Annotated in this window: 3 protein-coding genes and 1 pseudogene; all 4 read left to right on the forward strand. The window is 44.5% G+C overall.

Annotated elements, in window-relative coordinates:
* Positions 1 to 1,875 (forward strand): annotated as a pseudogene (locus tag AB7U36_RS15180) (hypothetical protein); the annotation flags it as partial.
* A gap of 313 nt (positions 1,876 to 2,188) precedes the next feature.
* Entirely contained in the window at positions 2,189 to 4,924 is a 2,736-nt protein-coding gene (locus AB7U36_RS15185; RefSeq protein ID WP_428160563.1) for an N-6 DNA methylase, read from the forward strand.
* A 36-nt stretch (positions 4,925 to 4,960) separates the two neighbouring features.
* The gene (locus AB7U36_RS15190; protein ID WP_428160564.1) at positions 4,961 to 6,268 is read left to right on the forward strand and encodes a restriction endonuclease subunit S; all 1,308 of its coding nucleotides are present in this window, start codon (positions 4,961 to 4,963) and stop codon (positions 6,266 to 6,268) included.
* Positions 6,269 to 6,277: 9 nt separating this feature from the next.
* The coding region (locus tag AB7U36_RS15195; protein ID WP_428160565.1) for a type I restriction endonuclease at positions 6,278 to 6,959 on the forward strand (682 nt) is incomplete at its 3' end.

Here is a 6,959-nt window from a genome sequence, read left to right on the forward strand (position 1 = left end):
GAGCCTGTTCCTGACAGGCTGACCACCCCTTTCTGCGAATTTCTGAACCGGATTGACCAGCTGCATCATGATTATCGCATCACCCTGAATCTGGACAGGATTAGACCGGCGGATGTTCTTGAGCTTTTATATGAAAGCGGTGGCCAGATTACCCGGATCGAAATTATCAACCTTAAAAAGTACAATCCGGCCGAAACCCGTCACCTTCTTTGTATCACAGACCTGCAAAAGGCCATCGGTCAGGGCAGTACCCTTAAGCTCAAGCGGATCATCTCAAAAATTATTGATAATGTAAAGAAAAGCAGTCCAGATGACAAGGAAAGCCGTCTCATGGTGCTGACCGCCATTCTCAATGACATCGATGAATTCAAGCACATGTTTGATCTGCACCCCATTGAATTAAGAATCGGATCCGACTCCACAGGAAAGCCCCACCATCCCTATGGCATGGGCTTTGCCGTTCTGGACACCCTGCCCGGTAATGTCAGACGTAGATTTCGCAGGGCCAATGTAGACAGGCTGGCTTTGCCGGTCTATATCAAAGCCAGCCGGAGTATCACGTTGATTGAACCCGAACACTTGCCCCGCTTTCTGGCCTGGATTCCGGGCATTCGCCTTTTGCTGGCTGACAGGAAAAATAAATGGGTTATCGGCTCTTATCTTTTGGACCGGATCACCGGCAATCTGGTTACCCTGGGAAAATCCGTAGCGAAATCAAAAAACGGCTTTATCCGGCAAAAATCCCCCGGGAAAAAAAGGGGAAAAAGAGAGCTGAAATATCTGAATACCAAACTGAAAAACACCCTGAAAGTTATTATCGGTTTTATTCCGGCCCAGCTTTGTTTTATGCTGACCAAGGAGTGGTGGGTTCTGGCTTACCTGGGAGCTGCGATCTGGTTTTCCATTACCGGTATTCGTAACGTGGTGCAGTCCATCCTTGGGGGTGGTGGCATTATAAAGGCATCTTTGCTGAAGTGGAACGATTATGTCAGCTGGGAGCGGTTGGCGGATTCTCTTTTGTTCACCGGATTTTCAGTTCCGCTTCTGGACTATTTGGTTAAAGTACTCCTTTTGAAAGAGACCATGGGGATCACCGTGGATAACGAACCTGTGATTCTCTATACGGTTATGGGACTTGTTAACGGCATTTACCTGTCAAGCCATAATGTCCTTCGGGGGCTCCCCAAAGGTGCGGCAATCGGAAATCTTTTCAGAAGCATTCTATCCATACCGGTGGCCGTGCTGCTTAACACAGCCATCGGATTGATTCTAGGCGGTTTTCATATCCCCAATATCAACGGTGTTCTCCAGAAGTGGGCAGCAGTTATTTCAAAAGGCGCATCAGACATTGTGGCCTGTTTTATCGAAGGAGCAGCAGACCGCTCCACCTATACCAGATTAAGGAAACAGAATATCCGTAAAAAAATTTCAGACCTGTACAACATCTATTCCAGACTGGTCATGCTCTTCCCTGACACCGAGGAATTGACCATTCTTGAAAAATCGGACAGCCTGCTGGAAGACAAAAATTCCGAGGTCCGGGATCTTACCACCCTGATCATGATCAACTCCCTTGACCTGTTTTATTTCTGGATGTACCTTCCCCGTGCCCAAACGGTAATGATCAATATGATTTCAGAAATGACGCCCGAGGAAAAGGTGATATTTTTTCAATCCCAGAACATGCTGCGCCACGAACACCACATCAGTCGCCTGTTTGTCGACGGTGTGCTCGGCAGGAATTTTTCCCGGCCTCTTTCCTTTTATCTGACTTCATACAATCATTACCTTAAAAGCATCCATAAGGCGCAAGCCCTGTTCCAAAAGACAGCCTTTCCCAGAGAATATAGTAGACATTATACCGATTTTGACTAAGTGTTTGATTTTTTATTGGATTTTTAAAAAAATATTCGCCATAAAATCAATAGGTTATGAAAAATCGATATAATATCCAATATATATATAACCGCTGTAAAGTTTTGACTTGCCGGTTTATGATTTCTGAAAAACGTGATGAATCACAAATAGTCCACAGTAATTTCCTTTAATTAATTTTCATCATCTAAAGGAAACATAGCCTTTCCGAACGCTAAATTGCCAGACAGCGATTGGGATAAATGAGTTTACACCATTTTGCATTGCTGTTAAGAACCTCCGATGGATTTATTTTCAAAGGAAACAGCAAATAATGGCAAACAAACTGACACTCTCAAAACTTGAACACCTCCTCCTTACGGCCTGTGATGACCTTCGTGGCAGTATGGATGCCAGTGAGTATAAAGAATACATCTTCGGTATGCTGTTTTTAAAACGGGCCAGCGATCTGTTTGACCAGCGCCGAAATGAAATCAGAAAAGAATGCAAAACCGATGGGATGTCCCCAGCGGATATAGAAACTGAACTCAAAGACCGTGATAACTATTCTGGGAAATATTTCTTTGTCCCCGAAAGGGCCAGATGGAACGAAGGCTGGGAAGAAGAGGTCAAAGACAAAGAAACCGGAGATATCAAAACGATCCATCACCCTGCCTTGAAGCATGTAAAGGAAAACGTCGGTACGCAGCTGAACAAGGCTCTGGAAGCCATCGAAGAAGCTAATATTGACGCCCTGCAAGATGTCCTTAAAGGCATCAATTTTAACCGTAAAATCGGTCAACGGACCTTGGATGATGATACCCTGGCCGATTTTATACAAAACTTTGAGAAGATACCCCTGAAGGACGAAGACTTTGAGTTCCCCGACCTTCTTGGAACGGCTTATGAATGGCTGATCAAGTATTTTGCGGATTCCGCCGGGAAGAAGGCCGGTGAATTCTATACCCCTGCAGAAGTCGTCCGCATCTGTGTGGAAATCTGTGACCCAAGGGAAGGTATGAGTCTCTATGACCCTACTATCGGGTCAGGGGGTATGCTGATTCAAGCCCGCGACTATTTGAGGGAGTGTGGCGGAGATCCGGGAGAACTGTCCCTGAACGGTCAGGAATCCATTGGCACCACTTGGTCGATTTGTAAAATGAACATGCTGCTGCACGGAATTTCCCATGCCGATATCCGCCATGGAGATACCATTAAGGAGCCCCTGCACCGGGATGAAACAAACGAGTTGACTCGCTTCGACAGGGTTCTTGCCAATCCCCCATTCAGCCAGAATTACAAAAAGAAGGAGTTACAATTTCCAGGCCGGTTCCCGGTTATGATGCCTGAAAAGGGTAAGAAAGCAGATCTGATGTTTGTTCAGCATATGCTGTCAGTCATCAAACATGATGGACGACTTGCTACTGTCATGCCCCACGGGGTCCTATTCCGTGGCGGGGAAGAACGTGAGGCCCGGCAATACTTCATTAAAAACGGATATCTTGAAGCAGTTATCGGCCTGCCAAGCAACTTGTTTTATGGCACCGGTATCCCCGCCTGTATCCTGGTGCTCAACAAAGAGGGTGCAAAAGACAGGGTGCATGTCTTGTTTATCAATGGCGACAGGGAGTATCGGGAAGGCAAAGCAAGGAACTTCCTTAGACCCGAGGATATGGACAAAATCGTGTACACCTACCATGCAAAAGTAGACACCCCGGGATATGCCAGGAATGTTCCTGTTGAAGAAATCGAAGCAGAGGAGTTTAATTGCAATATCCGCAGATATGTGGACAATGCGCCGCCTCCCGAACCCCAGGATGTCCGGGCTCATCTCCATGGCGGTATTCCCATTTCAGAGATCAATGCCTTGGATCATTTCTGGTCCAATTATTCGGGACTGATGCAGGACTGTTTTATCCCAAAAGATGAAATTTACATGGATCTTGCCCCGGCCATCGCAGACAAACGCAATATTCCAGAGTTTGTAACCAATCACCCTGGTGTTGTACTGCGGCATAAAACCTTCATGGATACTCTTTCTGATTGGTGGGAAAAGAATCTGCCCATTGTTCAAGCCCTGGCCAAAGATCCGGAAAACCAGCATGAGAATGCCGGCAATGTTTATCTTATGCGAAGGACGCTTCTGGAAAGCATCGCTGACACTTTCAAAGATCAGGATCTGCTAACCTCTTTCCAAGTGCGAGGTGCCTTTGCCAACTACGTCAACACTCTGAAAGCAGACTTTAAGTCCATTGCAGCCAGCGGATGGGGGCCTGGGCTGATACCGGATGATGACATTCTTGAAAGCCAGTTCCCGGAAGTATTGGAAGAGATGGAGCAGGCAAAGGCCCGCAGGGATGAACTTCTTGCGTTGTTCAGTGCGGCCGGGGAAGAAGATTTTGAAGACACTGAGGACACTGGTGTACTGCCGGCAGATGAGGTGAAATCAAAAAAGGATACGCTCAAGGCGCTTAACGCAGAGTGGAAGGGTCATTTAAAAAACCTGAAGGACCTGGCCGGAAATATCTTCTCTGAAATACAAACAGCGGATCTCCTACCCAAAGGGGAGAAAAAAGCCTTTTATTGTACAGAAGGACTGGCCCAGAAACTGGCTCTATTTTCCAACGGCAACCGGATTCTTGAGCTGGCAAAGCAGGTAGGGCATCATTCCGAATATGAAGAGTCATTAAAACAAGTCATTACCGCTGGAGAGCTTGCCAAATCCAGAACTGACCGTATCTCAAGGGAATTATCCAAACACAAAACCCTTGAAGATGAACTCAAGGAGATGAAAGCAAAAATCAAGACCACGGAAAACAAGCGGAATGAGCTTGTTGAAAGCGCCAGGGAAAAGATCACGATTAATGAAGCTCGGGCCGTTATTCTTGAACGGCTTCGGTCCGTACTTATGGAAACCTACGAGTCTTACTTGAGGGCGGACCTTCGTGCTTGCATTAGATCAATTGAGAATCTATGGAATAAATATACGGCCACAGCCAAACAAATTGAAATGGATAGGGATACAGCATCCAATCAATTGAAACAATTCCTGGTTGAACTGGGATATTGAATATTGTCAAAATTCTACAAAAGAAGCTATACAAATATGGATTGGACTGAAACTCATTTTGGGCAATTGGTAAAGGGTGTAAGAGGCGTGTCATTTGACCCCACGGATCTACTTGAACATAGTGGAGATAACTCTGTTACTTTATTAAGAGCCAATAATATAGTCGGAAACCAATTAAAATTTGAAAACACTCTCAGTATACCCCTCAAAAAAGTTAAAAAAGATCAACTGATGCAAACGGGTGACATTGCTGTGTGCATGTCAAATGGCAGCAAAGCATTGGTTGGCAAATCCGCACAATATAATGATGAGTATAAAACGGCACTGTCAGTGGGTGCTTTTTGCTCAATATTTAAACCACAGGCGAATGCGGTCGCAGACTTTATTCCTTTTTTATTTCAAAGTCATACATACCAAAAACAAATTGACATCTCCTTATCCGGAAGTGCAATTAATAATTTAAAAAACTCAGATATTGAAACGATTACATTTAGAATTCCCTCTCCTAAATACCAGAATAAAATAGCTTCCATTTTAAAAACCATTGACACCGCAATACATAAAACCGAAGTCCTAATCCAAAAATACCAACAAATCAAACAAGGGCTGATGCATGATCTGTTCACCCGGGGAGTGACGCCTAACGGTAAACTTCGGCCGACAAGGGAGCAGATTCCGGAGCTATACAAGGAAACTTCGATTGGTTGGATTCCAAGAGAATGGAAAGTAAATAGAATAAGAAGCCTTTGCCATCCGGTTACGAAAGGAGCAACTCCCTCTAAGTTTGTTGATCATTACGATTCGGAAAATTCCGTACCATTTGTCCGAGTTGAAAATTTAACCTTTGATGGATCGTTTAAAACGGAAAAATCATTGTTGTTCGTTGATAAAAAAGTACACGACAGAGAGCTGATGAGATCAAAAATATTTCCTGGAGATATACTTATGAACATTGTAGGTCCCCCTTTGGGAAAAGTTAGTTTTGTTCCAGAAGATTTCAAAGAATTCAACACAAATCAAGCTGTTGCAATATTTAGAACTTTTTCAAAAAAACATCGAAACTTTTTATTATACTATCTCCTTTCAGACTTCTCACAAAGATGGTTTTATGTTCGTTCAAAACAAACTTCAGGACAAGTCAATTTAACTTTAGAGATGTGTTCAGATTTAGAAATCCCTTTCCCCCAAAACGATAGAGAGGTTGAAAGGATATCAACAGCAATTTATATAGTATATCAAAAGCTTGAATCTGAGGTATCAATATATAAAAAATTACAAAATCAAAAATCAGGATTAATTCACGACCTTATGACTGGTAAAGTAAGGGTAACGGTGGACGAATAAGGAACTACCATGTCTGAATACACCGAAGTCGAACAACCCTTTCTAAGCCAGCTTAAAGAGCTGGGCTGGACAATTGTGGATCAGGGCTCGGATATCCCCCACGATCCAGAAAAAAGCCTTCGAAACAGCTTCAGACAATGGATTTTGCCGGAAGTATTCACCCAAGCCGTAAACGACATCAACCGGACATCAGACGACAAATCCTGGCTGACGTCCAGGCAATTCACAGACCTCCACGACCAAATCCTTCGACAGCCCAACAAAACTCTTTTAGAAGCCAATGAAGCCATCCAGAAACTGATTTTTAAAGCCCAGGTGGATGTCAATGAAGCCACTGGAGAGCAGGACCCGGTGGTCAAACTGATCGACTTCCAGAATGCAGAAAACAATCAATTCCATGCCATCAATCAATTCAGAATAGACACCCCGGGCTGTGTCAAACAATTCATCATCCCGGACATGGTTCTGTTCGTAAACGGCATTCCATTGGCTGTTGTTGAGTGCAAGAAAGGCGGCCCCACCTGCGCCAACCCCATGGCCGAAGCCTTTGAGCAACTGCAGCGATATATGGACCGAAGAAAGGCAACAACAGAACAGGGACTGAAGGAAGGAGAGCCCCGTCTTTTTCATACCAACCTGTTGCTCATCAGAACCTGCGGCTTGGAAGCGGACTTCGGCACGATTACATCAG

The sequence above is a fragment of the Desulfobacter sp. genome (assembly GCF_050177295.1).